General features: G+C 68.4%; 29 protein-coding genes. 21 read left to right on the top strand and 8 right to left on the bottom strand.

The features are described 5' to 3' along the window. Positions 1-4: 4 nt before the first annotated feature. Complete coding sequence (gene hemF / locus PKE75_RS15195) at positions 5-883, bottom strand: oxygen-dependent coproporphyrinogen oxidase (protein WP_271169586.1); 879 nt, start codon at positions 881-883, stop codon at positions 5-7. Positions 884-909: 26 nt separating this feature from the next. After that, positions 910-1383: a tRNA (cytidine(34)-2'-O)-methyltransferase gene (locus tag PKE75_RS15190; protein ID WP_271169585.1), complete on the bottom strand. Its 474-nt coding sequence runs from the start codon at positions 1381-1383 to the stop codon at positions 910-912. A 187-nt stretch (positions 1384-1570) separates the two neighbouring features. Here PKE75_RS15190 and petA point away from each other — a divergent pair, with 187 nt between their 5' ends. The 4 genes from petA (at position 1571) to PKE75_RS15170 (ending at position 5359) form a co-directional block, all read left to right on the top strand. Next, positions 1571-2134 (top strand): ubiquinol-cytochrome c reductase iron-sulfur subunit, encoded by a 564-nt coding sequence (gene petA / locus PKE75_RS15185; RefSeq protein WP_271169584.1) that lies wholly within the window; start codon positions 1571-1573, stop codon positions 2132-2134. A gap of 56 nt (positions 2135-2190) precedes the next feature. Then, a complete protein-coding gene (locus PKE75_RS15180) occupies positions 2191-3483 on the top strand; it encodes a cytochrome b (RefSeq protein ID WP_271169583.1) in 1293 nt (430 codons plus the stop codon). Positions 3484-3518: 35 nt separating this feature from the next. Then, positions 3519-4388, top strand: coding sequence for a cytochrome c1 (locus PKE75_RS15175; RefSeq protein ID WP_428979147.1), 870 nt, complete (start codon positions 3519-3521; stop codon positions 4386-4388). 101 nt (positions 4389-4489) lie between these two features. Continuing rightward, complete coding sequence (locus tag PKE75_RS15170; protein ID WP_271169582.1) at positions 4490-5359, top strand: S-methyl-5'-thioadenosine phosphorylase; 870 nt, start codon at positions 4490-4492, stop codon at positions 5357-5359. 37 nt (positions 5360-5396) lie between these two features. Here PKE75_RS15170 and PKE75_RS15165 read toward each other — a convergent pair whose 3' ends face one another. The 3 genes from PKE75_RS15165 to PKE75_RS15155 all read right to left on the bottom strand — a co-directional run bounded on the left by PKE75_RS15165 (position 5397) and on the right by PKE75_RS15155 (position 8689). After that, positions 5397-6515: a transglycosylase SLT domain-containing protein gene (locus tag PKE75_RS15165; protein ID WP_271169581.1), complete on the bottom strand. Its 1119-nt coding sequence runs from the start codon at positions 6513-6515 to the stop codon at positions 5397-5399. A gap of 135 nt (positions 6516-6650) precedes the next feature. Beyond that, on the bottom strand, positions 6651-7625 hold the full coding sequence (locus PKE75_RS15160; protein WP_271169580.1) for a LysR family transcriptional regulator: 975 nt from the start codon (positions 7623-7625) through the stop codon (positions 6651-6653). A gap of 284 nt (positions 7626-7909) precedes the next feature. Next, positions 7910-8689, bottom strand: coding sequence for a helix-turn-helix transcriptional regulator (locus PKE75_RS15155; RefSeq protein WP_271169579.1), 780 nt, complete (start codon positions 8687-8689; stop codon positions 7910-7912). Positions 8690-8751: 62 nt separating this feature from the next. Between PKE75_RS15155 and PKE75_RS15150 the strand changes: the two genes are divergently transcribed. Further along, complete coding sequence (locus PKE75_RS15150) at positions 8752-9756, top strand: MBL fold metallo-hydrolase (RefSeq protein ID WP_428979146.1); 1005 nt, start codon at positions 8752-8754, stop codon at positions 9754-9756. Between the two features lie 56 nt (positions 9757-9812). Further along, positions 9813-10478 (top strand): DUF1275 family protein, encoded by a 666-nt coding sequence (locus PKE75_RS15145; protein ID WP_271169578.1) that lies wholly within the window; start codon positions 9813-9815, stop codon positions 10476-10478. A gap of 51 nt (positions 10479-10529) precedes the next feature. Here PKE75_RS15145 and PKE75_RS15140 read toward each other — a convergent pair whose 3' ends face one another. After that, a complete protein-coding gene (locus tag PKE75_RS15140) occupies positions 10530-11156 on the bottom strand; it encodes a DUF1345 domain-containing protein (protein WP_271169577.1) in 627 nt (208 codons plus the stop codon). A gap of 181 nt (positions 11157-11337) precedes the next feature. Here PKE75_RS15140 and PKE75_RS15135 point away from each other — a divergent pair, with 181 nt between their 5' ends. The 6 genes from PKE75_RS15135 to ybgC all read left to right on the top strand — a co-directional run bounded on the left by PKE75_RS15135 (position 11338) and on the right by ybgC (position 16101). Continuing rightward, positions 11338-12612: a S8/S53 family peptidase gene (locus tag PKE75_RS15135; RefSeq protein WP_271169576.1), complete on the top strand. Its 1275-nt coding sequence runs from the start codon at positions 11338-11340 to the stop codon at positions 12610-12612. Between the two features lie 40 nt (positions 12613-12652). Continuing rightward, complete coding sequence (locus PKE75_RS15130) at positions 12653-13354, top strand: DUF1523 family protein (RefSeq protein ID WP_271169575.1); 702 nt, start codon at positions 12653-12655, stop codon at positions 13352-13354. Between the two features lie 55 nt (positions 13355-13409). Next, complete coding sequence (ruvC, locus tag PKE75_RS15125; RefSeq protein ID WP_271169574.1) at positions 13410-13928, top strand: crossover junction endodeoxyribonuclease RuvC; 519 nt, start codon at positions 13410-13412, stop codon at positions 13926-13928. After that, the gene (gene ruvA / locus PKE75_RS15120; protein WP_271169573.1) at positions 13925-14542 is read left to right on the top strand and encodes a Holliday junction branch migration protein RuvA; all 618 of its coding nucleotides are present in this window, start codon (positions 13925-13927) and stop codon (positions 14540-14542) included. The genes ruvC and ruvA overlap by 4 nt, the downstream gene beginning before the upstream one ends. 75 nt (positions 14543-14617) lie before the next feature. Beyond that, entirely contained in the window at positions 14618-15664 is a 1047-nt protein-coding gene (gene ruvB, locus PKE75_RS15115; RefSeq protein WP_271169572.1) for a Holliday junction branch migration DNA helicase RuvB, read from the top strand. Further along, complete coding sequence (gene ybgC, locus PKE75_RS15110; protein WP_309298819.1) at positions 15661-16101, top strand: tol-pal system-associated acyl-CoA thioesterase; 441 nt, start codon at positions 15661-15663, stop codon at positions 16099-16101. The genes ruvB and ybgC overlap by 4 nt, the downstream gene beginning before the upstream one ends. Positions 16102-16108: 7 nt before the next feature. On the opposite strand, the gene PKE75_RS15105 is transcribed toward ybgC, so the two are convergent. Continuing rightward, positions 16109-16891, bottom strand: a complete 783-nt coding sequence (locus PKE75_RS15105; RefSeq protein WP_271169571.1) for a trypsin-like serine protease — start codon at positions 16889-16891, stop codon at positions 16109-16111. Between the two features lie 153 nt (positions 16892-17044). After that, the gene (locus tag PKE75_RS15100) at positions 17045-17770 is read right to left on the bottom strand and encodes a trypsin-like serine protease (RefSeq protein ID WP_271169570.1); all 726 of its coding nucleotides are present in this window, start codon (positions 17768-17770) and stop codon (positions 17045-17047) included. Between the two features lie 419 nt (positions 17771-18189). Here PKE75_RS15100 and tolQ point away from each other — a divergent pair, with 419 nt between their 5' ends. The 9 genes from tolQ (at position 18190) to PKE75_RS15055 (ending at position 26006) form a co-directional block, all read left to right on the top strand. Then, positions 18190-18867, top strand: a complete 678-nt coding sequence (tolQ, locus tag PKE75_RS15095; protein WP_271169569.1) for a protein TolQ — start codon at positions 18190-18192, stop codon at positions 18865-18867. A 3-nt stretch (positions 18868-18870) separates the two neighbouring features. Beyond that, entirely contained in the window at positions 18871-19317 is a 447-nt protein-coding gene (gene tolR, locus PKE75_RS15090; protein WP_271169568.1) for a protein TolR, read from the top strand. A gap of 3 nt (positions 19318-19320) precedes the next feature. Next, positions 19321-20538 (top strand): cell envelope integrity protein TolA, encoded by a 1218-nt coding sequence (gene tolA / locus PKE75_RS15085; RefSeq protein ID WP_271169567.1) that lies wholly within the window; start codon positions 19321-19323, stop codon positions 20536-20538. 157 nt (positions 20539-20695) lie between these two features. After that, positions 20696-22015, top strand: coding sequence for a Tol-Pal system beta propeller repeat protein TolB (gene tolB / locus PKE75_RS15080; protein ID WP_271169566.1), 1320 nt, complete (start codon positions 20696-20698; stop codon positions 22013-22015). Positions 22016-22288: 273 nt separating this feature from the next. Beyond that, entirely contained in the window at positions 22289-22798 is a 510-nt protein-coding gene (pal, locus tag PKE75_RS15075; protein WP_271169636.1) for a peptidoglycan-associated lipoprotein Pal, read from the top strand. Positions 22799-22924: 126 nt separating this feature from the next. Next, entirely contained in the window at positions 22925-23989 is a 1065-nt protein-coding gene (gene ybgF, locus PKE75_RS15070; protein ID WP_271169565.1) for a tol-pal system protein YbgF, read from the top strand. 56 nt (positions 23990-24045) lie between these two features. Beyond that, complete coding sequence (gene tilS / locus PKE75_RS15065; RefSeq protein WP_271169564.1) at positions 24046-25068, top strand: tRNA lysidine(34) synthetase TilS; 1023 nt, start codon at positions 24046-24048, stop codon at positions 25066-25068. After that, entirely contained in the window at positions 25040-25432 is a 393-nt protein-coding gene (locus tag PKE75_RS15060; protein ID WP_271169644.1) for a hypothetical protein, read from the top strand. The genes tilS and PKE75_RS15060 overlap by 29 nt, the downstream gene beginning before the upstream one ends. Positions 25433-25499: 67 nt before the next feature. Next, positions 25500-26006: a copper chaperone PCu(A)C gene (locus PKE75_RS15055; protein WP_271169563.1), complete on the top strand. Its 507-nt coding sequence runs from the start codon at positions 25500-25502 to the stop codon at positions 26004-26006. Positions 26007-26062 lie beyond the last annotated feature (56 nt).

The raw sequence follows: 26062 nt of genomic DNA, 5'->3' as shown, positions 1-26062 counted from the left end.
CGCCTCACGGCCACGCCGCATGCGGCGGCAGGGAGGACAGGATGGAGGAGACGTTTCCTCCTGTCTTGAGGCCGAAGATCGTCCCGCGATCGTAGAGCAGGTTGAATTCGACGTAACGGCCGCGGCGAACGAGCTGCTCGGCGCGATCGTCCTCAGTCCAGGGCGTCTGGAGGTTGGACCGCACGATCTTGGGATAGATGGCCAGGAAGGCGTCGCCGATCGCGCGGGTGAAGGCGAAGTCGGCTTCGAAATCGCCGGTGTTCAGCCAATCGTAGAACACCCCGCCGACGCCGCGCGGCTCGTTGCGGTGCTTAAGGAAGAAATAGTCGTCGCACCAGGTTTTGAACTTCGGATAATCGGCGACTTTATGGTCCGCGCAGGCTTCCTCCAGAGCGCGGTGGAACGCGATGGTGTCGGGATCATCCTGCGTCCGCCGCCTGTCGAGCACCGGCGTCAGGTCCGCCCCGCCGCCAAACCACGCTTTGCTCGTGACGACGTGGCGCGTGTTCATGTGGACTGTGGGCACGTTCGGGTTCCAGGGGTGCGCGATCACCGAGATGCCGGACGCCCAGAAGTCCGGCGCCTCCATCGCGCCGGGAATGTCCTTGCGAAATTCCGGCGCGAACTCGCCATGCACGGTCGAGACGTGCACGCCCACCTTCTCGAACACCCGGCCTTTCATCAGTCCCATGACGCCGCCGCCGCCATCGCGGCCGGAATGGTCCAGCCGCGTCCAGGGCGTGCGCTCGAAGCGTCCTGCGGGACCGGTCGCCTCCGATTCGTCCTCGATGGATTCGAGCGCGGCGTGGAGCCTGTCGCGCAGTTCCTCGAACCAGGCGCGGCTCCGCGTCGTGCGGGCCTCTATGTCCTCGAGTGGTTTCATCGGGATATCTCCGTAAGGGCCGCGATTTACGCCGGAGCGGACAGGGAAGGAAACCCGCCGGTCGCACGCAGCGCTTCGGCCAGCGCCATGGCCCCGGCGACCGCGACGTTCAGCGAGCGCATCCCGGGCCGCATCGGGATGGCGACCCTTAGATCAGCCGAATCATGCGTCTCGGGCGGCGCGCCGGCGCTCTCCCGTCCGACCATCAACACGTCGTCGGAGCGGTAGGCGGCGTCCAAAAACGAGGTTTCGGCCTGGGTCGTGAGCAGCACCAACCGCCGGCCTTCGGCGCGGCGCACGGCTTCGAAGGCTGCGAACGAGACGTGGCGAACGATCTCGACGTGATCGAGATAGTCGAGCCCCGCCCTTCGGAACGCTCGATCGGACACGGGGAAGCCGGCCGGCTCGATGATGTCGACGGTCACGCCTAGACAGGCGGCGAGTCTCAGCAGAGTTCCGGCGTTCTGCGGGATGTCCGGCTGGTAGAGAGCGAGCCGCATGGGCAACTCCAGTTCACAGAGGCAATGGGTCGCGATGCGACAAGGTGTCTTACCTGTCATCGCAGGGTGGACAGGGGGGGGAGGGTGCGGGATAGCGTCGCAATAAGAGCCGTTCCAGAAAACGGCCGACTGGGTGGTGATGGCGCTTCTTTTCGCCATCCCAACCCGACGAGGAGGCGACCCGAGAGTGACAGCGACCCACGACGCCCAAGAACCCACTCGCCGCGACATGCTGTTCCTTGCGACAGGCGCAGCGGCCGCCGTTGGCGCCGGGTTTCTCGCCTGGCCCTTCGTCGCGCAGATGAATCCCGATGCGTCCGAACTCGCTCTGTCCTCCACCGAACTCGACCTCTCACAGATCGCCGAAGGTCAGGTCGTCACCATCAAGTGGCGGGGGAAGCCGGTCTTCGTGTGGAACCGCGCGAAGGACCAGATCGAGAAGGCCAAGGAGGTCAAGCTCGAGGAACTGATCGACCCCCTGGCCCGCAACGAGAACCTTGAGCCGGACGCGCCCGCGACCGACGCCAACCGCGCTGCGAAGGACAAGGAGAACTGGCTGGTGGTGGTCGGCGTGTGCACGCATCTCGGCTGCGTCCCGATCGCCAATTCCGGAGATTTCGGCGGCTGGCTCTGCCCGTGCCACGGCTCGCATTACGACGGCGCCGGCCGCATCCGACGCGGACCGGCCCCGCAGAATCTCGACGTGCCGCCTTACGCATTCGAGTCGGACACCAAGATAAAGATCGGCTGAGCCGGTCCTGAAATCCAGAAGTCCGCAGCATAGCGGAACGGGAGGGGACGGACGTCATGGAAGGTCATTCGGTCTATCAGCCGAAGAGCGGCGTCGCGAAGTGGTTCGAGGACCGCCTTCCGATCGTCGGGCTGGTGCATGCAAGCGCGGTCGCCTATCCGGTGCCGCGCAATCTCAACTATTTCTGGACGTTCGGCGGCATCCTCACCGTGATGCTCGTCGCCCAGATCCTGACCGGCGTGGTGCTCGCCATGCACTACGTGCCGGATTCGACGCTCGCCTTCGCCTCCGTCGAGAAGATCATGCGGGACGTGAACTACGGTTGGCTGCTCCGATACATGCACGCCAACGGCGCGTCGATGTTCTTCATCGCGGTCTACATTCACATGTTCCGCGGGCTGTATTACGGCTCGTATCAGGCGCCCCGCGAGGTCCTCTGGATCCTTGGCGTGCTGATCCTGCTCCTGATGATGGCGACCGCCTTCATGGGCTACGTGCTGCCCTGGGGCCAGATGTCTTTCTGGGGCGCGACCGTCATCACCAACCTGTTTTCGGCGTTTCCGCTCGTCGGGCCGTCGATCGTGACCTGGCTCTGGGGCGGGTTCTCCGTCGGCGATCCGACGCTTAACCGGTTCTTCGCCCTGCATTACCTCCTGCCGTTCATGATCGCCGGCGTCGTCGGCCTGCATATCTGGGCGCTGCACCACGTCGGACAGAACAATCCGACCGGAGTCGAGGTCAAGGACATCCGCAAGGACACGGTTCCGTTCACGCCCTATGCGACGCTGAAGGACAGCTTCGCGATGGTGTGCTTCTTCATCTTCTTCGCATGGTTCATCTTCTACCTGCCGAACTTCCTCGGCCACGCCGACAACTACACCGAGGCGAATCCGCTCGTGACGCCGGCGCACATCGTGCCGGAATGGTACTTCCTGCCCTTCTACGCGATCCTCCGCGCCGTCCCCTCGAAGCTCGGCGGCGTGCTGCTGATGTTCGGCGCTATAGCGGTGTTGCTCTTTCTTCCTTGGCTTGATGGCTCGAAGGTCAGATCGGCGAATTACAGGCCTATCTATAGAATATTCTTCTTCCTTCTGGTGGCGGACTGTATCTACCTCGGGTGGATCGGCTCGAAGCCAGCGATTTCACCATATGTCGGTCTCTCGCAGCTGGCGGCGGCCTACTATTTCCTCCATTTCCTCGTCATTCTGCCGATCGTCAGCCGTCTCGAGACGCCGAAGCCGCTGCCGGCCTCGATCGCCGATTCCGTGCTCGCCAACGGCTCGGGCCCGCTTCCGGGACAACCCGGCCTCGCGCCGCTCGTGGGCGGCTCCACTCATGGCCAGGTTTGAGCGCTGCGATGATTGTGCGCGTTGAAAGAAAGAACATGACCTCTCGGACGATCGCCGGCGCCGGCCGCGCCGTAGCCCTGATCATCGCGGTAGGTCTTAGCGCGCTCAGCCTCGATGCGACCCGCGCCTCCGCGGCCGAACAGGAGCATCCGCCCCGGCAGAGCTGGTCGTTCTCCGGGCCGTTCGGCAAGTTCGATCCGGCGCAGCTCCAGCGCGGCTTCAAGGTTTATCGCGAGGTCTGCTCGAACTGCCACGCGCTCTCGATGGTCGCGTTCCGCAACCTCGCGGAGCCGGGAGGTCTCGGCTTGACCGAGGAGCAGGCGAAGGCGATCGCCGGGGAATACAAGATCGAGGACGGTCCGAACGATTCCGGCGACATGTTCGAACGCCCTGGTCGGCTTTCGGACTATTTTCCGAGTCCATTCCCGAACGAGCAGGCGGCCCGCGCGGCGAATGGCGGCGCCCATCCGCCGGACATGTCGACGCTCGCCAAAGCGCGCACCTACGAGCGCGGCTTTCCGACCTTTCTGTTCGACATCGTCACGCAGTTCCAGGAGCAGGGTCAGGACTACATCCATGCCCTTGTCGGAGGCTATGAAGAAGCGCCTGAGGGCGTGAAGCCTCCGAAGAACGGGCTGCACTACAACAAATACTTCCCCGGTCACTGGATCGGCATGGCCCCGCCCATCCAGGAGGGCCAGGTGGATTATACCGACGGGACGCCCGCCACGGTGGACCAGTATGGCAAGGACGTGGCGTCCTTCCTCACATGGGCTGCGGAGCCGCATCTCGTCGCGCGGAAGAAGACCGGGCTCGTCGTTATGTTTTTCCTCGTGATCTTCGCCGGCCTGCTCTATTTCACGAAGAAGCGGGTCTGGGCAGGCCTCAAGGAAAAGCACGCCTGAAGGCGGCGATAAGGGCATGATGAGCGCCGCGGCGGACCGTCTGGTCCGCCGTTTTCGTGTGGCGTCGTCGCCTGAGCGCGCACGGCTTGAAGGAAGACGCGATGGCTAAGGCGACGCTCGGGATCATCGGCGGCTCGGGCCTTTATGATCTTCCAGGTCTGGAGGACATGCGCGAGCTCGACATCGGAAGTCCCTGGGGCATGCCGTCGGCGCCGCCCCGGGAGGGACGCGTCGGAAACGCCCGGGTTGTCTTCTTGCCACGCCATGGCGTCGGGCACCGGCATTCGCCATCCGACATCGACTACCGCGCCAATATCGACGTGCTGAAGCGGGTCGGTGTGACCGACCTCATCTCGCTTTCGGCTTGCGGCTCATACCGGGAGGAACTGCCGCCCGGCATGTTTGTGCTCGTCGACCAGTTCATCGACCGCACCTTCCGCCGTCAGAGTTCGTTCTTCGGCGCGGGCTGCGTGGCGCATGTCCCGTTCTCGGATCCGGTGGCGCCCAACCTCGTCGCGCGTCTCGCCAGAGCCGCGGCGGCGGAACGCGTGCCGCACGTGGTCGGCGGGTCTTACGTCTGCATGGAGGGTCCGCAGTTCTCGACGCGGGCGGAGTCGGTCGCCTACAAGGCGATGGGCGCGTCGGTGGTCGGCATGACCAACATGCCCGAGGCCAAGCTCGCCCGCGAAGCCGAGATCTGCTACGCGACCGTCGCCATGGTGACCGATTATGACGCCTGGCGGCCGCACGAGGGCGGGGCGGAGATCGCGTCCATCCTCGATGTCATGCGCGGCAATGGAGACGCGGCGGGGCGCCTCGTTGCGCGGCTTGCGCAGGACTTTCCCGAGGAGCATGAGCCGTGTCCGATCGGCTCGGACCGCGCGCTGGACTTCGCCCTTCTGACAGCTCCCGCACACCGCGATCCAACGCTCGTTGCGAAGCTCGACGCTGTCGCGGGGCGCGTTCTCTAGAGCGTCCGGGACGGTCGCCGGAGAGCGATCAGCTATCTCAGGGAGCGGTGGTGCGGCGACCGCCTATGCTGCCGGTGACGTCGCGCGTCGGCGGCAGCGGCACGCCCTCGATGGCGGGGCTCTGCGCGCTCGCGTAAGCCAGCGACGGGGAGGCCGGGGGCTGGGGGGCTGCGGAAGCGCGCAGCCGGATCGGCATGACGGGCCCTGCCGACGCCAGGACCGGTTCTGCGGTCGCGGCGATGACGCGGGGCTTCGCGACCGCGACCATCGTCGCCTCACGCGACGGGACAGCCTTCGCGACGGCGTCGCGCGAGGGCGGAAGAGGCACGGCTAGGTCGGCGGAGGCGACGGCCTGGCCAGCCTGCGCCGGCGCGCCGAGCGAAGGACGCAACGCGGCGGGCGCGACCGCAGGAGACCGAGCAGCGACGGGCGCCACATCCCGGACCGGCGGAAGCGGCACGATGGCGGACGGAGCGGTCGCCACCACGATCGGCGTGGGCTCGCTCGGCTGAGCCGGCGCAGCACGTCCGAACAGAGAGAAAGCGGCTTTCGGGGCCGGCTGCGGCGCGGTCGTCGCCGCGACATCCCTCGCCGGCGGCAGAGGGACGGCGTTCGCTGCGACCTGAGCAGGCGCGTTGCGGGTTACGACTTCGAGCTGCCGGATCTTTGCGGACGGATCGGCGCTTGCAAGTTCGAATGTGTTGGTCGACGGGGGCGTGGAGGAGGCCGGCGTGAACTTGCCGTCTCTGCCGAGCCCGACGGCCGCCAGAAGGCCCTTGCGCTTGGCGTCGTAGTAATAACCGCGGGCGTAGAGACCGACGGCGCGATCCTCGTTCCCGCCCGCGACCTTGTAGGCTCCCGCGAGATAGCGAACGCCGTAGGCGAGGTTCGTGTCGGCGTCGAACAGGCCGGCGGCGTCGCCTTGGTAGCCCATGGATTTCGCGGTGGCCGGCTTGATCTGCATCATGCCGTAGTGGCCGCCATTGCGGGCGGTGGGATTGTATTTGCTCTCGCGGACGATGATCCGGCGCACCAGCGACTCAGGGACGCCATTCGCCCGGGCGTGCTTTGCGATGATCGCGTCATACGCGGCCGGGGAGCCTGCGCCGCTGCGCTCGACGCAGTGACCGGCGCCCTGCGCGCATCCGACAGCCATCGCGACCCCTAAAAGAGCAGCCTTCAAAACCTCGTCCCCGTGCCGTCGCAGGAACGATGTTGGTCGCCTCCAAATGCGGCCAGAGCGTGACCCTCGCCCGATTTGGACCGTAATTCCGCTAGAACCGCTCGGAACTCAGGGCAATTCCTGCTGAGCTCTCAGAAGCCAAAGGTTGAGGCCGGGCGGCGGCTCCGTCGCCATGAGAGCTCGAACCGTCTCGCGCAGCCACTGGTGCGCCGGGTCGGAATCGTAGGACGAGTGCCACAGCATGGAGACGGCGACATCGGGCAGGATCACGGGAGCCGGGCTCAGGGTGAGCCCCATCGCCTCCGCGAAATAGCGCGCGACCTTCGAATGCATCGTCGCGATGACAGGCGCCTGGAGGACCACGAAGGGCACCGCGGTGAAGCGCGGAGAGGTGAGCGCGATTGTCCGCTTCTCGCCGATCTTCGCGAGCGCATCGTCCACGACGCCGTGCTGGCTTTCGACGAGGCTCGTCAGCACGTGCGGCAGACGGAGGTAGTCAGCGAGCGTGATTGGCGGCTCCGCTCCGACCAGCCGCGGGTTGAAGATGCAGAGATAGTTCTCCTTGTGAAGGATCCGGCGCTTGTGATGCGTCTGCCCCTCGTCGAACACTCCGATGCCGAGGTCCGTGCGCGCGGCGTCGAGATCCTCGAGGATGCGGATGCGGTCCATCGTCCGCAGCAGGAGCCGGATACCCGGCGCGACGGTCTGAAGATGCGCCACGAGCTTCGGCGCCAGCAGGACCTCGACGCTGTCGGGCAGGCCGATCGTGAAGGTCCTGTCCTCGGTGGCCGGGTCGAATGTTCTTTCGGGCCGGACCGCCGCTTCGATCTGCGCGAGCGCGGCGCGGATCGGCGCGCTGAGCGCGAGCGCCTTCGGCGTCGGACGCATGCCGTCGGGGCCGCGGATGAGCAACTCGTCGCCGAACACCGTCCTCAGCCTCGCCAGGGCATGGCTCATGGCGGACTGGCCGAGCCCGACCCGCGCCGCCGCTCGCGTCACGCTCCGCTCGGTCATCAGCGCGTCGAACGCCACGAGGAGGTTGAGGTCGAGCTTTCCCAAACCGGTGTGGTCGATTTTGAACATACCGTCGATCACCTGAACAATGGACGTGGGCGTCTTCGTCGGACAGGAACTCGCCTGGCTCGCCGATCAGAACCCGTCCGCATAAAGGCAATGTCCAACCGGATCGCGTTCTTCGTGACCGCTACGCTCGTTCGGCGCCGGATCTGAAGCGGAAAGGGCGGACGCCCCGGATGAGGCGTCCGCCCTCCGCCGTGACCGCCATGGGGGCGTGAGGGGCCGCGGCGACGACAGGCGGCATTGGCGTCGCCGGTCGTCGGATATACGGCGAGGCGAGCCGATCGGTTTCAACGGCGAACGCCTGACAGACTGACGGATGCCGGAGCGCCGAAGGTGCGACGGAAATCATGCGAGAAATGCGCCTGATCGGAGAAGCCGGCCGCATGGGCTGCGGTGGTGAAATTCGCGCCGGCGACGATCTCGCCGATCGCCCGTCGCATCCGCGTCCATGCGCGATAGCGGCGGAACGACACGCCGACCTCCTCGGTGAACAGGTGCTGCAGCCGCGAGGGGGACAGCCCTGTCGCGCAAGCAAGCTCGGAGAGCGACTGCGGGCGTTCGTCGTCCGTGCGATCCACCATCCGGACCGCGCGGACGATGCGGCGATCGATGTCGCGTCGCGTCCGCGCCGCCGCGAAGCCGAGCAGGCCGTCGAGCGCCTCTCCCGCCCAGCGCAGACTGTCAGGGTTCTCGTAGAGCTCGCGGAAAAGGTCGCGCGCCGCCGAACGGCCGACGAGAGCGCCGTGGGCCTCGGTGGCGTCCATCACGAGCGGCGCCAGCGCCTCCGAGCCCGCGACGCTTGGCTCGAGATAGAGGACCGCAAGCGGCTCTCCTTGCAGGTCGAGTTCGTGTGCGACGCCAGCGGGGATCATGGCCGCCGTGCGGGATAGCCATGGTCCGAGGCCGAGCCTCAAGCCGAAGGGGCCGCCGAGGCTCGATAGGAACACCGGCGCGCCATGCTGATGGCTGGCGTTATAGCGGAGCGGGCCGATGAACAAAGTCCGTGCGGCGTCGAGCCGCCACAGCGGCTGGAGCGAAGCGGCCTTTGGCGCAGCGGATTCGTACAAGCGATCTCCGTCAATCGGCCTTTAGCGTCTGTCTCCAACAAGACGTCCGGGAGACGCTAGCTGTGTTCGAGACAGATTTCACCCGCCGCCGTCTTATCGCCGTCTCCGCTGCGGCGCTTGCCGCGCCTGCGGTCCTCGGCGGCTCGATCGCGCCCGCACGGGCGAGGTCGGTCGCCTTCATGGGAGCGTCCGAGCCGCCCTTTCGGCGATTCCGACTGGGCGCCTTCGAGGTTACTGTCGTTTCCGACGGCGGCGCGATGGTCGACGGTCCCTGGCCGATCGTCGGCGAGGATCGCCCGAAGGAAGAGGTCGAGCAGTTGATGCGCGACAGCTTGCTGCCGGAAAGCCGCTTCCAGCCTGGCTTCAGCCCGATCGTGATCAACACCGGACGCGAGATCGTGCTGATCGACACGGGCAACGGCGCGGACGGCTTCGTTCCGAGACCTGCCGCCGGCCGAATCGTGGAAAGTCTTCGGGCCGCCGGCTTCTCGCCCGACGATATCGACGTCGTGGCGTTCACCCATTGCCACGTGGACCACATCGGTGGCGCGATCGAAGACGGTCAGGCCGTATTCCCCAATGCGCGCTATGCGGTGGGCGATGTCGAATACGCATTCTGGTCGAAGGACGAGCGGCTCGCGGCGCCCGTCGGCGGCAACGAAAACAAGTCAGCCCAGCTTTTTCGCAGGACGATGCCGCTGCTCGCCGATCGCACGACCTTCCTGAAGGAAGGAGACGATATCGCGCCCGGCGTCACGGCTGTCGCGGCCTACGGCCACACGCCGGGACACTTCGCCTACCACCTCGAGAGCGAGGGCAAGCGGCTGCTCGCCTGGGGCGACTGCGCGCATCATGAGGTCGCCTCGCTCGCCCATCCCGAATGGAGCGCCTTCTTCGACATGGACAAGGAGCAGGGCAAGGCGACGCGCAAGCGCATCTACGACATGGCGGCGACCGAGCGCGTGCCCGTGCTCGGCTACCACACGTCGTTTCCTTCGCTCGGCATGGTCGAGCGCAGCGGCGCGGCCTACCGGTGGCTGCCCGTCACCTACCAGTTCGCCGGCTGAGCACGAGATGCGGTCGCCAGCTTGACGGCCTGACGCCCGCCGGGCCTCATCACCGGATGAAAGCGATCCAGTCCCTGCTCAGCTTCAACGCCGGCTATGTCGACACGGCCGGATTTCTGGCCCTTCACGGCCTGTTCACGACACACGTCACCGGCAACTTCGTGACGTTCGGCGCGGCGCTCGCGCTTGGCACGACCGGCGTGCTCGCGAAGCTTCTCGCGCTGCCGCTGTTCTGCGTCGTGATCATGCTGATGCGGCTGCTGCGGTTGTCGCTGCCGGTGATGCTCGGCGCGCAGTTCGCGCTGCTGGCGACGGGCGCGGCTCTCGCCATGCGGTTCGGGCCTTTTCCGGACGGCGACGCGCTGCTTGCGCTGGCGGTTGGGGCTGCGCTGGTCGCCGCCATGGCGATCCAGAATGCCACGCACCGCACCCATCTCGCGGCCGTGCCTGCGACCACCGTAATGACGCTGACCACGACGCAGGTCATGGTGGACCTCGCCGACATCATCCGCGGCGCCGACGCCAAAACAAAGGCCGCGGCGCGCAGGCGTTTCTCGACGATGGTTCCGGGGATCGTTTGCTTCGCGCTCGGCTGTTTCGCCGCCGCCTGGGCCTATGCGAGCTTCCGGGAAGCCTGTTTCCTGGCGCCGCCCGTGGTGGCGCTCGCAGTGCTGATCATCGAGCGCATTGGAAGCCGCGAGCCCGCGGTCGGGTCCGTCTGACTCAGACGCTGCCAACGGTTTTCAGCCGGGCCCGCGGGTGGACCTCGCGTTTCAGTTACCTCCGATCAGGCTTGACGCCACGCCGACGCTGATCGCGATGATCACCGTGTTGAAAACGAACGACACGACGCCGTGGATCAGGGTCAGCCGGCGCATCGCGCTGGTCTGCGTGTCGGTGTCCGAGACCTGGAAGGTCATGCCGACGGTGAAGGCGTAATAGGCGAAGTCGATAAAGCGCGGCGGCTCGCCCTCGAACGAGATCGCAGGCGTGTCCGGTCCGCCGTCGAAGCAGCGATGGGCGTAGTGCGCCGCGAACGCAGTGTGGAGCAGGGTCCACGAGCAGAGGATGGTGAAGGCTGCGAGCGCGAGCTGGACGCCGTTCGACTTGCCCGAGATCATGTCGAAGATCGCGAGAAAGCTCGCGGCGACGGCGAAGGTCAGGATGATCGTGATCGCCCCGCGGCCCTCGTCCTCGCGGCGCGACCAGGTCTTGATCTCTTTGGCCGGCACCGGCGACAGCGCCATCCAGACGCGGACGATGTAGGTGAGCGCAGCGACGTCCCAGCCGAGCGCGAGCGCGATCTCCGACGGCGTCCAGATCCGTGCGGCGAAGCCCGCGGCGAGCCCAAGGGCCGCGCAGACCACGAGCCGGAGTCCATGGCGGCGCCAGCCCTTCACTGTGCTGATCCCGTCACGATTTTCGAGCGTAGGCGGACGGCGGGCGGCGGCGGCGTCCGGATCAGAGCCCGCCGTCGCGTCAGGGGAGCGTTGCGTCTTGAGCGTTGCATAAGAATCATCCGTCACGCAGCATGACCGTCGGCCATCTTCCACCGGCTATCTTGAGCTCCAGGATCGGGGAATGGGCAAGGCGACGAAATCGCTGGCGATCGGAGCGGCGTTCGTCGCGGCGGCGTCGATCGCGCTGTTCGGCGGACGGGCCGGGCTGGCGGCCTATGGCCGCCTCGGCGGGGCGGAGGCGCAGTTTGCGGACGCCAGCGCCGAAGCGGCGGCCCGCGCCGCCTGCGGCTCCGCGGCGCCCTTCGTGGTTCTCGACACCTTCACCTTCCTGAAGCCCGCCAACATCGACGACGACCTGCCGGCGCCGGACGGCGAGGCGCCTGGCCCCATCAGCCATGGCGACGTCGTCGCCGCGATCGTCGCGGCTTCGCATTCCGACCCCGTGGCCTACCAGATCGACCCGGTTTTCAACGTCCGCACGCTCGGCCGGGACTTCGCGAGGCTCGCGCGCGACATCGAGAACGGCCGGATCGCGAAGCCTGCGGCGGTCGTGAGTTCGATCGTGCTGCCGGTCTCCCTCGACGACATCAACGCCCGCATCCCGCTCGAACGCGGCTTCTCGCCCGGCGACGTGAACCCGCGGCGCCGCGAACTGCTCGAGGTCGTCACCGGCGGGCGCAATCCGGCGAACCCCTATACTGAGATCGACCGCCAGCTCGGCCGGCTGCGCGCGCTCGGGGTGCCGGTGTTCGTCGCGGCGGGCAATACGGCGCCCGACAGTCTGCTCAACGTGCTGGCGCTCTCCGACGGGGTCTACGCGGTCGGCTCGCTCGACCAGTATGGCCGGCGCGCGGGCTACACCAGCATGCCGGAGATGGTGTCGGTGTGGGCGAGCGGATACGTCGTGCTGACGCAGGCGCCGGACGGTCTGAGCGTCAGCGCCGGCCGCAGCGTGGAGCTGAAGGGCGCGGCGCTGCCGGAGCAGCAGGCGGTGCTCCGGACCTACGCGGGCAAGCGCGCCAAGGACGTGGCGCGGGACCTCCCGGAGGAGGTCAGCTATCTCCCGGCGTCCGTGCCGACCTATATGCGCATGAGCTATCTCGGCGCGGGGCTGCAGCCGGGGATCTACCGCACCGCCGACCTGATGGCCGCCTACGGCTACGCCAAGGACTCCGGCAGCTTCGCGCGCGCGGTCGCCGAGGGGCCGTACATGCATTTTCCCACCGACACGATCTTCACCGCAGACGCGGACGGCGTGTTGAGGTTCGACCCGATGGGCGACGACACGCCCGGCCAGCTGAAGACCGAAGACGCCACCTCCTTCGCCGCGCCGAACCTGTGCGCGACGGATCCGTCGCCCTTCGGCGGCCAGCGCATGGCTGCGTCTCGGGGGTAAGACGCGACCCGCGGGCGATCGCTGACGCGAAAAGCGTGTCATGGCGCTGTCTCGCGTCAGCGAGGTGAGAGTGGAGCGTGGCGATCGCAAGGATTCGCGGCCGTCCGGCGCCTCCGGGCATGGCCGCGGTTCGCGCCGGACGACCTCGATCGAGGACCGGAACCCAGAAATCTACGCCGCGCAGGCTGCTTCCGCGCTAAGACGTGGGGTGATCGTGGTCCCTGGAGAAATCTCCCCGATGCTTCGCGCAGTCCTCGCCTTTCTCATCGTGCTCGTGCTGCCGATCGGCGGGTTCCTGCACTACGTGCTGCCGCGGCACGACCTCGTGCGGATCGTGAACACCGAGGTCAGGCGCGTCGACGTCTCCTCCGGCAAGCCGATCGACAGCGACCACACCGGCGCCAGCAAGGACGTCTATTTCATCTACGCTGAGGATCCGGACACCAAGAAACCGCATGTCTATCGCAACGAGGATACCGGCTGGGGTTTCCCGTTCTATCTGAAGTTCAACAGCGCCGACGTGCAGGCGGTGGCTTCGGCGATCTCCGGCGAGAAGGGAATCGCGCTCATCACCAAATATGGTTGGCGGGTGCAGCTGTTCTCGATGTTCCCGAACGCGGTGGCCGTCCGCCGCTGGGACCCCGCCGACACCGTGATCCCGTGGTTCAACATCGTGTTCTTCACAGTGGTCGGCGCGCTCGCGCTGTATGTTTTCGTGAGGGTGAGGCGCGGGCGGGTTTAGGCGCCGCCTCACCGCCGCTTGTCTTACCAGCTCGCGCCGCCGCACGATCGCGCGGATGAGCCCGTCTCCGATTCGCATCCTCGGCGTCGATCCCGGCCTCCGGCGCACGGGGTGGGGCGTGATCGTGTCCGAGGGCTCGCGGCTGTCGTTTGTGGCGGCCGGCGTCATCAAGCCTGACGACAAGCTCGACCTCGCCCGGCGGCTTGCTGCGCTGCACGAGGCGCTGACCATCGTGCTAGCGGAGCATGCGCCGGATGAGGCGGCGGTGGAGGAGACCTTCGTGAACACCAACGCGTCCGCCACGCTGAAACTCGGCCAGGCGCGCGGGATCGCGATGCTGGTTCCGGCGCTCGCCGGCGTACCAGTCGCCGAATACGCCCCCAACCTCATCAAGAAGACCGTGGTCGGCGCAGGCCACGCCGAGAAGCGCCAGATCCAAGCGATGATCGCCGTGTTACTGCCGAAGTCGCAGGTCACGAGCCCGGACGCGGCCGACGCGCTCGCCATCGCGATCTGCCACGCCCAGCACCGCGTTTCCGCCGCGCGGCTCGCGGCGCCCAAGGTTCCGGCATGATCGGCAAGCTGACGGGGGTCGTCGATTCGGTCGGCGCAGACTGGGTGATCCTCGACGTCGGCGGCGTTGGCTATGTCGTCAGCTGCTCGTCGCGCACGCTGTCGCGGCTGCCGAAGGCGGGCGACACCGCGCGGCTCTCGATCGAGACCCACGTCCGCGAGGACCGCATCCAGCTGTTCGGCTTTATGGCCGACCTCGAGCGCGAATGGTTCCGCCTGCTGAACACCGTGCAGGGCGTGGGAACCAAGGTCGCGCTCGCGATCCTCTCGACGCTGGAGGCGTCCGACCTCGCCACCGCGATCGCGCTGCAGGACAAGGTGGCGATCGCCCGCGCGCCGGGCGTCGGCCCCAAGGTCGCGGCGCGCATCGCGGCCGAGCTGAAAGACAAGGCGCCGCTGTTCTCCGATGTCGATCCGGGGCTCGCGCGCGTCGTTGGCGACGTCGCGGAGAAGCGCGGCCCGGCGCCTGTGCGCGACGCGGTCTCGGCGCTCGTCAACCTCGGCTATGGCGCGCCGCAGGCGAGCGGCGCGATCGCAGCCGCCAGCCGCGCGCTGGGTGAAACCGCGACCACGGAGACGCTGATCCGCGCCGGGCTGAAGGAGCTCGCGAAATGACCGCCCGGACGCCGCGTTCCATGATCGGCGCGGATGCCGTATCACGGTCCTGATCGCCTCCGACCGAACGCCCCGATGACCGCCCCAAGCCCCGTCCGCGACACCGACATCCGTGACGACGACGCGCTTGACGCCTCGATCCGTCCGAAGACGCTCGCCGACTTCACGGGACAACGCCAAGCGCGCGAGAACCTTTCCGTGTTCATCCAGGCGGCGAGGGCGCGCGGCGAGGCGCTCGATCACGTGCTGTTCGCGGGGCCCCCCGGCCTCGGCAAGACGACGCTCGCGCAGATCGTGGCGCGCGAGCTCGGGGTGGGCTTTCGCGCGACGTCCGGGCCGGTGATCGCCAAGGCCGGCGACCTCGCGGCGCTGCTGACCAATCTGGAAGAGCGCGACGTGCTGTTCATCGACGAGATCCACCGGCTGAACCCGGCGGTCGAGGAGATCCTCTATCCCGCGATGGAAGATTTTCAGCTCGACCTGATCATCGGCGAGGGACCGGCGGCGCGGTCGGTGCGGATCGACCTGTCGAAGTTCACGCTGGTCGGCGCGACCACGCGCGCCGGACTGCTGACGACCCCGTTGCGCGACCGGTTCGGCATCCCGATCCGGCTCAACTTCTACGAGGTCGAGGAGTTGGAGCAGATCGTCGCCCGCGGCGCGCGGGTGCTGGGTTTGCCGATGACCCGCGACGGGGCGCGCGAGATCGCGCGGCGGGCGCGCGGCACGCCGCGGATCGCGGGGCGGTTGCTCCGCCGGGTGCGCGATTTCGCCTCCGTCTCCGGCGACGCCGAGGTGACGCGCGAATCGGCGGATCGCGCGCTCAGGCTGCTCGACGTCGACGATCTCGGCCTCGACGCCATGGACCGGCGCTATCTCGCCGCGATCGCCGAGAACTATGGCGGGGGACCGGTCGGCGTCGAAACGATGGCGGCGGCGCTCTCCGAGCCGCGCGACGCGATCGAGGAGATCATCGAGCCCTATCTGTTGCAGCAAGGCTTCTTGCAGCGCACGCCGCGGGGCCGGATGCTGACTGCGCGGGCTTACCAGCACCTCGGGCTCACGGCGCCGGCGAGCGCCGGGGCCCAGACGACGCTGTTCGACGAGGACGACGCGATTTGACGGCGGACGCGACCGACGGCCTCGGCGGCCGGATGGAGGGGGTGCGCCATGTCCTCACCCTGCGCATCTACTACGAGGACACCGATTTCTCCGGCGTCGTCTATCACGGCAGCTATCTCCGCTTCCTCGATCGCGGCCGCACCGAGATCTTGCGCGCGATCGATTTCGACCATCACGAGCTCTACCAGGCCCGCCGCGAAGGCTTCGTCGTCCGCCGCATGACGATCGACTACATCCGGCCCGCGGTGATGGACGACATCATCACGGTGACGACGGCGGCGGAGGACGTGAAGGCGGCCTCGCTGGTGCTGCGCCAGACCGTGACGCGCGGCGGCGAGACGCTGGTCGCCGCGGCGGTGCAGTGCGCCTATCTGCGCGACGGCCGCCCGGCGCGCATGCCGGCCCGGATGCGAGAGCAGATGCTGCGGACCGAGTGAGGACGTCTCACCCCCGCCGCGCCCGCGCGACCATCGTCCGGAAGCCCCGCGAGGTCGGGTCGAGCACCGCCATGAACACGGTGCTGTTGCAGAGGCTCTTCTTCCGGACGATCGCGATCACCACGCCCCAGAGGCCGCCGGAGGACACCACCGGGCCGCCGCTGTCGCCGCGGCAGATGGCGCCGCCCGCCACGCCGAGCGCGACCGCGGTCGGGCCGCCTGTCACGACCTCGGCGTTGACGCGCGCGACACGGAGTTCGCCGGCGGAATTGTCGTCGGCGGGAATGTGCAGCCCGGCGCCCATCAGAACCGAGCGCGCCTTCGCAGCCTCCATCGGGCGCGTCGCGATCGCGATCGGCTGGCGGTCGGCCGGCGCGGGCTGCGCCAGCTTGAGGATCGCGAGATCGGCCCCGAGCAGCTCGGGCTTCGGATCGTCGGCGGAGGCGCGGCCGGCATAGTCCGGATGCAGCGCGCCGGCTGCGACCTGCACGGCGCCGACGACCCGGTTCGAACGGTCGAAGAACTGCGCCACTACGAGGCTCGGGCCGCCGAGGTCAGACAGGCAGTGGCCGGCGGTGAGCACGAGGTCGCGATCGATCAGCACGCCGGTGCAGTTCCCGACCTGCGCGCGGTTGCGGCCCGAAGGCGTCAGACTGGTGATGAAGACGGTCGCCCGCGCCAGCCGGTCGCTGGCGCGGGCCGGCGAGCCGCCCGAGAGCGCCACGGAGGGCGATGCGAGGATGACCGACAGGCAAACCGCGAGGGAGAGACGCCACACCGTCGATCGCATGCTGCCGCCATTCCACAAGAGCTCGACGACCGCGCCCACATGCGGATCGACGACGGCACCATCGCATGCGGGCAAACCGCCGTTCGATCACTATTTGCCGCGGGGGCGGCGACGGCGCCGGCCCTGTGTCCGGGCGGCGACATCGCGTCGGCTTCAGCGCGCCGAAATCCTCGCCTTCATCTGCAGAAAGCCCTCCGACGCCGGGTCGACCGGGGTCGCCACGATGCGCGTTCCGCAGCCGGCCTTCGCCCTGAGCAGCGCCGCGACAAGGCCCCAGACCTCGCCGTTCGCGAACGCCGGACCGCCGGAATCGCCGCCGCAGACGGGCGCAGCGGAGGTCGCGAATCCGACCCGTGCGCCGCCGCCGGAGGCGAAACGCACGCCCGAGAGCGTCGAACGCCTCAACCGCCCGCCGCCTGAACCGACGCCCGCGATCGTGGAGTTAGCCTCGGCTCCCGCGCCTAGCGCAGCCGGACCAGGCTCCGCGAGCGGCGTCGCCAACCTCAGCAGCGCGAGGTCGGCTGCGATCTCGCGCTGGCGCGCTTCGGGGCCGCCGGGTTTGGTCCGCCAGCCGACGACGTGGCCGGGATGCCGCGCAAAGGCGGCGACGCCGAGCGGACGGGGCAGGGGCGCGCCGTTGCGATAGGCGAAGACTGCGAGCTGCGAGGCGCTTTCGATCAGGTCGAGGCAATGGCCGGCAGTGAGCACGATGTCGGGCGCAATCAGCACGCCGCTGCACGATACGACGGTCGCGCGGCCGTCCGCCGTCGGCGTCACCGCCTGCACCGCGACGGTCGCCGCGCCGGGATCGCCGGCCGAGGCCGGGGCCGGAGCCAGCAGGCGCAAACAAGCGAGAACGGCGCCGAGGAAAATCCGCACGCGGTGACTCCAAAGGGGAAAGCGCGGTGACGACCGCCGGTCCGCCGACGCGACCGGAGGACCGGCGACCATGGATCGTCCCGTCAGGCCGGACCATGACGAGCTTCCCGCCCGGCGCCAATCCGGACCCCGGCGCTCTGATCCATCGGGTCTGCGGGCCGCGACGCAATGTCCGCCAAGGGGTATCCGAGTGTCGCTATCTGGAGACACATCGCCGTCGGTAACCGTCTCTTAACGCTAACGCGCGATGAACGAGGTCAGCCCTGCGGGATCGGGTCGCAGTTTCAACACATTGACGGGCGAAACGCGCGGTCGTTCCGAGCCTTGGGGTCGTTAGGCGCGTGCATGCGGCGGTCATACGCCGCTCGCGCCCGTTATGGCGCGGCCTGACCGGCGGCGGTGACTGGAGACGGACTGCAATGCCAACACCCGACATGTCGCTGTTGGGCCTGTTCCTCCAGGCTCACTTCGTCGTGAAGTTCGTGATGCTGGGACTGCTTGCGGCCTCCGTCTGGTGCTGGGCGATCGTCGTCGACAAGCAGCTCCTGTTCTCGCGCACCAAACGCAACATGGATCGATTCGAGAAGATCTTCTGGTCCGGCCAGAGCCTCGAGGAGCTTTACCGTTCGCTCTCGAACCGCCCCAACACGTCGATGGCGGCGCTGTTCGTCGCAGCGATGCGCGAATGGAAGCGCTCCTACGAGAGCGGCGGCCGCTCGATCGGCGGGTTGCAGCAGCGCATCGACAAGGTGCTGGACGTCACCATCGCTCGCGAGGTCGAGCGGCTCGAATCCAAGCTTCTGGTGCTCGCGACCGTCGGCTCCGCCGGCCCCTTCATCGGCCTGTTCGGCACGGTGTGGGGCATCATGACCTCGTTCCAGTCGATCGCGGCCTCCAAGAACACGTCGCTCGCGGTGGTCGCTCCCGGCATCGCGGAAGCGCTGCTCGCGACCGCGATCGGGCTCGTCGCAGCCATTCCGGCGGTGATTTTCTACAACAAGTTCTCCAACCAGGTGACGCGCCAGGCGAGCCGTATGGAAGGCTTCTCCGACGAGTTCTCGGCCATCCTGTCCCGCCAGATCGACGAGCGGGCCTGACCGATGGGCATGACCTCGAGCGGCGGATCCGGGGGACACGGCGCGCGCAGGCGTCGCCGCACGCATGTCATGTCCGAGATCAATGTGACGCCGATGGTCGACGTCATGCTGGTTCTGCTGATCATCTTCATGGTCTCGGCGCCGATGCTGACCGTCGGCGTGCCGATCGACCTGCCGCAGACCTCGGCCAATCCCCTCAACGAGGAGAAGGAGCCGCTGACGATCACGGTCAAGAACGACGGCGCCGTGTTCCTTCAGGAGACGCCGATCGGCGTCGACGAGCTTGCCCCGCGCCTCATTGCCATCACGAATTCCGGCTATGACGAGCGCATCTACGTGCGGGGCGACAAGAACGTGAACTACGGCCAGGTGATGAAGGTCATGGGCACTCTGTCCGGGGCCGGCTTCAAGCGCGTCGCCCTCGTCACAGAGCTGGAGCAGGGGAGCTGACGGTTGAAGCTTCGTCCCGGGCTCACCGTTTCCGCGACCGCGCACGGCCTGCTGCTGGCATGGGGCCTGATCAGCCTGTCGTCGGCGAAGCAATTCGACGTCGGCCCGACTGAGGCGCTGCCGATCGAGGTCATCAGCTCCGAGCAGTTCGACGCCATGACCAAGGGCTCGAAGACCTCGAAGAAGGTCGACGCGCCGAAGGTCAAGGCCGAGAAGGTCGCCGAAGCCGAGACCGACCCCAAGGACGACGCCTTGCCGGTGCAGAAGGAGGACGTCGAGGCGGCCCCGCCGCCGCCGCCCTCTGCGCCTGAGCCCGCCAAGGCGGATCCGCCGCCGAGGCCCGAGCCTAAACCCGATCTCGACGCCGCCAAGGCCGAAGCCGAAAAGGCGGCCAAAGCCGAGGCCGAGAAGGCCGCCGCGGCGAAGGCGGAGCAGCAGAAGGCCGCCGCTGACAAGGCCGCGAAGGCTGAGGCCGCCAAGGCTGAAGCGGCGAAGGCCGCGCAGGAGAAGGCGGAGAAGCTCGCCGAGGCCGCCGAGGGAGAGCGCCTCGCCAAGGCCGAGGCCGCCAAGGAGAAGGCCGAGGCTGATAAGGCGGCCAAGGAGCAGGCGGAGAAACAGGCGAAGGCGGACGCCGAGAAGGCCGCGAAGGCCGAAGCCGACCGTGTCGCCAAAGCGGAGGCCGCCGCGGCGGCGAAGGCCGCCAAAGAGAAGGCGGACGCCGAAAAGGCCGCAAAAGCCAAGGAGCGCAAGTTCGACCCGTCGAAGGTCGCAAGCCTGCTCGGCGACAAGTCGTCCTCGAGCGACAGCGCGATGAAGGACGCGCGGGACCCGGGCCGCAAGGCGACGGCCGCCCGCGAGGTCGCGCCCGAGACGACGGCCGGCACCGCGCGCGGGACCGCGTCGAAGCTGTCGATGTCGGCCCGCACGGGCATCGACAACGCCGTGCGCGAGCAGGTGATGCAGTGCTGGAATCCGCCGGTCGGCGCGACCGGCGACGGCAGCCTGGCGGTCAAGGTGCAGTTCACGCTCAACGCCGACGGCACGCTGTCGGGCGGCCCGACGGTGATGAACAGCTCGTCGAACCCCGCCTTCCGCGCGGCCGCCGGGGCCGCGACCCGCGCCGTGCAGCGCTGCTCCCCGCTCAAGCTGCCGGCGGACGCCTATGATTACTGGCGGCAGGTCAACATCAACTTCGACCCCAAGGACATGATGGGCGGATGATGGCTCCCCCGCGGTCGCCCCGCCCGGCGAAGCCGGGTGTCCACGCCTTGATCCGCTCGATTTACGACGAAGTCGTGGATGCCCGCGAAAGCGGGCAAGACGGCGCTTTCAGTTCACCTCTTTCGGCGCCTCTCTGCGCCGTATCGGGAAGAGTTTGATGAATCTCCTCTCCGCCCGTCTCCTTCGCGCCATCGCTCTGCTCGGACTCGCTGTCCTCGCCTCAGCGCATGTCGCGCCGGCGCGCGCCCAGGTCTCGATCGACATCAACCAGGGCAATGTGCAGCCGCTGCCGATCGCCATCCCGGATTTCCTCGCGAATGGCGGCGATCCGCAACTCGCGCGCGACATGGCGGGGGTGATCACCGCCGACCTCCAGCGCTCGGGCCTGTTCGCGCCGATCGACCAGCGCGCCTTCATCGAGAAGATCTCGAACTTCGACGCCACGCCCCGCTTCGGCGACTGGCGCATCATCAACGCGCAGGCGCTCGTCACCGGCCAGATGGTGCGGCAGGGCGACGGCCGCATCCGCACCGAGTTCCGGCTGTGGGACGTGCTCGGCGGAAGCCAGCTCGAGGGCCAGCAGTTCTTCACCGACAAGAACTGGCGGCGCGTGGCGCATCTGATCGCCGACATGATCTACGAGAAGCTGACGGGCGAGAAAGGCTATTTCGACACCCGCATCGTCTATGTCGACGAGAGCGGCCCGAAGACCAACCGCGTCAAGCGGCTCGCGATCATGGATCAGGACGGCTACGGCAGTCGCTTCATCACCTCCGGCAACGAACTGGTGCTGACGCCGCGCTTCAGCCCGACGAGCCAGGAGATCACCTACATGTCGTTCGGCAACTCCGACCCGCGCGTCTACCTGCTCAACATCGAGACCGGGCAGCGCGAGGCGGTCGGCAACTTCCCCGGCATGACCTTCGCCCCCCGCTTCTCGCCCGACGGCCAGAAGGTCGCGATGAGCATGGAGCAGAACGGCAACTCGTCGATCTACGTCATGGACCTGCGGTCGCGCGCCACGACGAAACTGACGGACTCGGGCGCGATCGACACCTCGCCTTCGTTCTCCCCTGACGGTTCCAAGATCGTGTTCGAGAGCGATCGCGGCGGCAACCAGCAGATGTATGTGATGTCGGCCTCCGGCGGCGGGGCGCAGCGGATCTCGTTCGGGGAAGGCCGCTATTCGACGCCGGTGTGGTCGCCGCGCGGCGACCTGATCGCCTTCACCAAGCAGTCGGGCGGCAAATTCGCGATCGGCGTAATGCGTCCGGACGGCACCGGCGAGCGCATCCTGACCGAGGGCTTCCACAATGAGGGACCGACCTGGGCCCCCAACGGCCGCGTGCTGATGTTCTTCCGCGACCTCGGCGGCGGCCCGCGGATCTACTCGATCGACATCACCGGACGGAACGAACAGAAGGTCCCGACGCCGGGCTTCGCCTCCGACCCTGCCTGGTCGCCGCTGCTGAACTGAAGCCTCTGGCGCGCGACCCTTCCAGCTTCCCTTGCCCTTGGGGGAGGGGGAGCCGGCGCCTGTGTCCTCTCGGACTCACCCGCGCCCAATCTGCGCGGCCCCACGCTTCGGCCATGTTCGCGTCGCGTTCGCGCGGCAGGTAGAGGGCGGTCGAAGCCCGGAATTTCTGAAATAAAGGGCTTCTTAAGCCTAACGGAACCTTCGGTTAACGGGGAGACTGCTATGGATCGCTCATCCGGATGCCACAAGGAGTTATCGGGCATGACGCGTACCATGCGTATCGGCAAGGCCGGGAAGATCGCTGCGGCGCTCTGCGCGGTGATGCTTCTCGGCGCTTGCGCCAAGAAGACGGGTGATGGACTGGACGGCGCCAATGGCGGCTACGGCGCCAATGGCGGCCGCGGCGGCCCTCCGGGCAGCACCCAGGACTTCGTCGTGAACGTCGGCGACCGCGTCTTCTTCGAGACGGACTCGACCGAGCTCACCTCGACCGCCCGCTCGATTCTCGACAAGCAGGCCTCGTGGCTCTCCCGCTATCCGCGCTACGCCATCACGGTCGAAGGCCACGCCGACGAGCGCGGCACCCGCGAATACAACTTCGCGCTGGGCGCCCGCCGCAGCCAGGTCACCCGCGACTACCTCGCCGCGCGCGGCGTCGGCGGCGGCCGCATCAAGACGATCTCCTATGGCAAGGAGCGGCCGGTCGCGGTTTGCGACGACATCTCCTGCTGGTCGCAGAACCGTCGCGCGGTCACCGTGCTCGGCGGCGCCGCCGGATACTGATCCGACGCATGATTCCGGCGGCCGCCACTGGCGGAGGCCGCCGGAATCAGCCCTAATTCGGCCGAACTGACAGATTAGCGGCTTTGGGGCTTGCCACCGCATTCTCGGCCGGGATCTTCTCCTCACATGCTCGACCTTTCGCGCCTCTCGCCCGCCCGAAGCATCGCCCTCGGACTGGGCCTCGCCTGGGCGTCGTCGACCGCTGCTTTCGCGCAGGACCCGGGGCGCGACCCCGCGCCGTCCTGGCTCGAGCAGCGCGTGACGGGCGTCGAGCAGAAGCTCGCTTTCTTAGGCGCGCGCGATGCGCCCGACACGGGCGCGAGCAATGTCGAGCCGGCCCAGTCCTCGATGGCGGACGTCGCGGTGCGGCTCGACCGCATCGAGAACCAGATGCGCACGCTGAACGGGCGCCTCGAGCAGCTCGAATACCAGTCGAAGAAGAACGACGAGGGCCTGAAGCGTTTTCAGGGCGACGTCGACTATCGCTTCCAGGACATCGAGAACGGCAAGGGCGGCGGCGGGGCGAAGCCGGCCAAGCGCGGCGATCTCGGCGATTCCGGTCCGTCCACCGCCTCGACGGACAGCTCGCGCGGCGGCCCGGCCGGCGGACCGAGCGGTCCCGGCGCGCCGCCCTCAAGCCTAGGCGGCGGCCGGGGGAACGCCGACGCCATCGGCGGCCTGATCGACGGCCCCGGCGACGACCCGAACGGGCCGATGCGCATCTCTCCCCCCGGCGTCGGCCGCAGCACGGCCGGCGGAGACGACGGCGGCGGCCGCATGGCGGACCGCGGTCCGCCCCCCACCGTCACCGCCGGCTCCGGCGGCGCGCGCGACCAGTTCGACCTCGGCGTCGGCTTCATCCAGCGCGGCGATTACGGGCAGGCGGAGGCCACGTTCCGCGACTTCCTGCGGACCTATCCGAAGGACGCCAAGGCGCCCGAGGCGCAGTACTGGCTGGGCGAGAGCCTCTACCAGCGCAAGAAATACACCGACGCGGCCGAGAGCTTCCTCGCCATCTACAATTCCGCCCCGCAGTCGGCGAAGGCGCCGGAGAGCATGCTGAAGCTCGGCATGTCGCTGAACGGCATGGGCCAGAAGGAACAGGCCTGCGCCGCGATCGCCGAGGCCGGCAAGAAATACGCCCGCATCAAGCCGCAGTCCGACCGCGAGCTGAAGCGCATCGCCTGCTGAGGCGCAGGTCCAACGCCGGACTCCGCTCCAGCCGGGCGACGCGCTACTCTCGCCCGATGCTCGACCGCCTCGACCCCATCCCCATCTCCGACGCCGTGGCGCCTGCGGAAGCCGCGGCGCTGTTCGGCGCCTTCTTCCCGGCGCGTCACGTCCTGCTTGCGGTCTCCGGCGGCGCGGATTCGACGGCGCTGCTCGTGCTCGCGGCGGAATGGGCAGGCGAAGACGGAGCGAGGCTGTCGGTCGCGACCGTCGACCATGCGCTCAGGGCCGAGGCGGACCGCGAAATCGCCGGGGTCGCCGCGCTCTCCGCTCGCTTGGGCCTTTCCCACGCCCGGCTGCCCGCGCCGGTCGCTTCGGCGTCGCGGATCGAGGAGCGCGCCCGTGATCTGCGTTATGCGGCGCTCGCCGCCCATGCCCGTGCGATCGGGGCCGACGCGATCGCGACCGCCCACACCCTCGACGATCAGGCCGAGACGGTGCTGATGCGGCTCGCCGCCGGCAGCGGGCCGTCAGGCCTCGCCGGGATGCGCGGCGAGACGTTTCGCGACGGCGTCCGTCATGTCCGCCCGCTGCTCGGGGTTGCGAAGCGGAGGCTGGTCGCGACCCTCGAGGCGCGCGGGATCGCGTGGTTCGAAGACGCAATGAACGTCGACGGCCGTTTTGCCCGCGCCCGGCTGCGCGCGGCCCGCGACGCGCTCGCCCGCGAGGGGCTGACGGCCGCGAGACTCGGCGTGCTTGCGGGCCGCATGGCCCGGGCGGACGCCGCGCTCGAAACCGCGACCGACGACGCCGCGCGCCTCCTCCTCGGACAGGACGCCGCGGGCTGGACGATCGCGCCGGGCGCCGCGGCCTTGCCCGACGAGATCCGGCTGCGCCTGCTCGGCCGCGCGCTCGCGCTCGTCGGCGGCGGGCGCATCAGGCTTGAGCGGCTCGAGCGGCTGGCTCGGCGCATCGCGCGGGACCCCGAGGGGGCCGCGACCCTCGCCGGCGCCCGCGTGGCGTGGGCGGACGGCGCCGCGACCGTGCGGCCCGCGCCCCCGCGCCGCGACGGTGGCGCGAAAACATCGCCGGGTCTATGACGGCTCGATGATCCTGCGTCTGCGCCACCGCCGCGCCTTCAGCCTGCTCGCGGGCTACCTGTTCGCGGTGTGGGCCGTGCTCGGCGCCTCCGCGATGGGCGCGCACGCAGCCCGCCTCGCGACCGGCGACACGGCGGCCGTGCTGTGCCTGAACGCGGGCGGCGGCGACGCGCCGTCCGGTCATGACGGCGTCTGCGCCGATCTCTGCCGGATGGCCGGCGCAAGCGCGCTCGCGGCCTCTCCGCCGCCGGACGCTCTGCCGCTCCTCACACGTGGTTGCGCCGCAGAGCCGGCGCCGGGGGGCGAAGCCTATGCGGGGGTTCACGTCCCGCATGCGGCGCGGGGGCCGCCGCAGCCGGTCTGACCTTATTGTTCCGTCAGACCGTCATAACGGCGAGAGGTCATGGACCCGGCCGTCTGGAGCTTCCGAAATGTCCCGATTCCTGTTCGCCGCCGTCGCCGCCCTTGGCGTCCTCGTCGCCGGCGCCGCAGCCGCCCATGAATACAAGGCCGGCGATCTCCTGATCGGCCACCCCTGGTCGCGGGCGACCGTCCCCGGCGCCAAGATCGGCGGCGGCTACTTCACCGTCACCAATCACGGCTCGACGCCGGATCGTCTGGTCTCGGTCTCCGCGCCCTTCGCCGACAAGGCGGAGATGCACGAGACCACGATCGACGACGGCGTCGCGAAGATGCGGTCGATCGAAGGCGGGCTCGAGATCAAGCCCGGCGAGACACTCGAGTTCGCGCCCGGCGGAAGGCACGTGATGTTCGTCGGCCTGAAGCAGCCGCTCAGGCAGGGCGAGCGCGTCAAGGGCGCGCTGACCTTCGAGAAGGCCGGCGCGGTCGATGTCGAGTTCGCCGTCGAGGCGGCCGGCGCCACTCCTAAGTCCGCGCCCGACATGAGCGGCATGGACCACATGGACCACGCAAAATAGCGCTCGGCTCGACGAGCCGGATGGCCGATCCCCTCCCTGCAAGGGGAGGGGAGAAC

Origin of the sequence: Hansschlegelia plantiphila (genome assembly GCF_027922265.1) — a bacterium.
Taxonomy (GTDB): domain Bacteria; phylum Pseudomonadota; class Alphaproteobacteria; order Rhizobiales; family Methylopilaceae; genus Methylopila; species Methylopila plantiphila.
This window is presented reverse-complemented; position numbering and strand designations above follow the sequence as displayed.